This is a genomic window from Dietzia sp. DQ11-71 (assembly GCF_014144995.1).
Taxonomy (GTDB): Bacteria; Actinomycetota; Actinomycetes; order Mycobacteriales; family Mycobacteriaceae; genus Dietzia; species Dietzia kunjamensis.
In genome coordinates this window covers 1-2,467 of the sequence record NZ_JAALDT010000114.1, presented here as the reverse complement: position 1 = coordinate 2,467, position 2,467 = coordinate 1, and the positions used below count along the sequence as shown (strand labels likewise).

Below are 2,467 nucleotides of genomic sequence, written 5' to 3'. Positions count from 1 at the left end.
CGCCTGCGCCACCGACCGACCGTCCGGCTCGAGCCACGCGACCGGCCGTCGCCCCGAGCGCACCGTCCGCGGCGACGACGCGGCCGGGTCGATCTCGGCGAGCAGCAGCTCGGCCACGGCGGAGATGGTCTCCGGGGTGCGGTAGTTCACGGTCAGCTCGGACAGCACCCACCGGTCGTCCACGTACGGCGACAGGGCATCGGCCCACGAGTCGATGCCCGCCGGGCTCGAGGTCTGGGCGACGTCACCGACGAGCGTCATCCACCGGTTGGGGGAGCGGCGCATGAGCACCCGCCACGCCATGGTGGACAGCTCCTGGGCCTCGTCGACGATCACGTGCCCGAACGCCCACGTCCGGTCCGCGCCGGCTCGGTCGGCCACGGTGAGATCGGAGTCCTCGCTGTGGCGGCGTGCCAGGGACTCGGCGTCGACGACGTCGTAGGCCATGAGCACCTCCGGATCGAGGTCGTCCTCGATGTCCTGCACGGCCGAACCCGTGAGGATCTCGAGAGCCTCCTCCGCCTGTCGGACCTGCTCCGCCCACGCGCGGTCCGCCTCGCTGCCATCGGCGGTCGGGTCCTCGCCGAGGAGTTCCGCGAGCTCGTCCAGCAGCGGTACATCCGCCACCGAGAACGCGGCGCCGTTCTCCCGGAAGAGCGCATCCTGGTCCTCCGCGACGTAGTCACCCGCCGCCTCGGCGATCCGGTCGCGGCTCGACAGCAGGTCGGCGAGGAGCTGCTCGGGCCGTAGCACCGGCCACCACCCGTCGATCGCCTCGGCGACCTCGCGGGAGGCCTCGACCTCACGGCGGAGTTCCGCCCGGTCATCCGCGTCCAACAGGGGGCGGGCGGGGTCGCCGAGATCGCCGACACCGTCGCCGTCCGGTGACCACGCCTCGTCCTCCGCCCGGCCGACCGGGTCCGTGAGCGCGGAGACGTACTGCTCGGTGAGGGCGTCGATGATCCGCGTCGCGAACGCGTCGCGGGACTGGTTGTGGGGTCGCCGGGTCATCCGTCCCCGCCCCCGCGCCGCCCGCACCGTCGCCGGGGTCAGTGTCAGATCGTGTGCCTCGACCCGCACCACGACGTCGGTCTCCGGAGCGAGCTGGCGGGCCCGCACCGCGGCCTTGAGGATTCCAACCATCTCGCCGGAGCCCTTGACCTCCTCGCCGCGCAGGGTCTCCGGTCCGGTCGCCCGGACGCCCGGATAGAGATCGGCGAGCGTGCGCAGGACCACCCCCGACTCGCCGAGGGACGGCAGCACGCGCGCGATGTAGTCGAGGAACCGCGCATTGGGTCCGACGATGAGCACTCCGCTGCGGTCCAACCGTTGCCGGTGCGTGTAGAGGAGGTAGGCAGCGCGGTGCAGCGCCACGGCGGTCTTTCCGGTGCCCGGGCCGCCCTGGACCACCAGGACGCCGGAGTGCGGGTTCCGGATGATCTCGTCCTGCTCCCGCTGGATGGTGGCCACGATGTCCGTCATGTGGGCGGAACGGGCGGTGTCCAGCGCCTCGAGCAGGGCGGACTCGCCCACCACGTCGTCGTGGTCCTCGGGGAGCTCACCGTCTTCCGGAGCCGTGAGGTACTCGTCGTGGATCCCGATCACCCGGCGACCGATCGTCCGCAGGTGGCGGCGCCGGTGAGCGCCCTCCGGCCGGGCGGTCGTCGCCAGGTAGAAGGGCCGGCTGTGGTCGGCGCGCCAGTCGAGGAGCAGCGTCGTGAGGTCGTCGTCGTCGTCGCGGAGACCCACGCGCCCGATCCGGCGCACCTCGCCGTCCCCCATGTCCAACCGGCCGAAGTACAGGCCCAGGTTGGCGGCGCTGAACGCCGCGAGCTCCGAGGTGTAGAGCCGGGCGAACGACTCCCGTTCCGACCGCGCCTGCGGGGTGCCGCCCGACCCGCGCAGGACGGCGTCCAGGCGCGCACGCGTGTCCGCCCGCAACTCCTCGAGGCGGTCGAGGAGGCGGCCGAGGTGACGTTGTTCCTCGTCGACGGCGTCGTGTCCCGTCACGGGCGCTCCCTCCGGGGTCTGCGTAGTCGGTTCGGGCAGGATGACCAGGCTACCGGGAACCGCGACGGGTGCTCTGACGACGACGACCCCGCCCGGGTGGGGGCGGGGTCGTCGGGAGGCGGTGTGGCCGCCGGCGGTATTCCGGGGGCGGTGGCCCGCCCCGGTCGTCAGGGACGGATGACGTCGGCGGCCTTCGCGCGGACCTCGTCCGTCATCTTCTTGGCCTCGGAGGCCTTCTTGCCGGCCTCCTTCTCGAACCGGGCGGACTTCTTCCTGGCGTCCTTGCCGGCGCGGGCCGCCTTCTTACGGGCGTCCTTCTGCGCGTCCTTCTTCTTGGCCTGTGCGGCCTTGCGGGCCTCCTCGGCCCGGACCGCGGCGAGTCGGGTGGCGACACCGGCCTGGTCGCGGACCTGCGCGGTGTAGGGCCGGGCCTCGTCGGCCGCTGCGTGGGCCACGG

General features: G+C 73.0%; 1 protein-coding gene and 1 pseudogene. Both read right to left on the bottom strand.

The annotated features are described in order from the left end of the window. Window positions 1-2,010, bottom strand: a 2,010-nt coding sequence (locus tag G6023_RS04655; protein ID WP_182634206.1) for a HelD family protein, incomplete at its 3' end; no start/stop codon positions are given. 167 nt (window positions 2,011-2,177) lie between these two features. Then, a pseudogene (locus G6023_RS04650) lies at window positions 2,178-2,467 on the bottom strand (hypothetical protein); the annotation flags it as partial.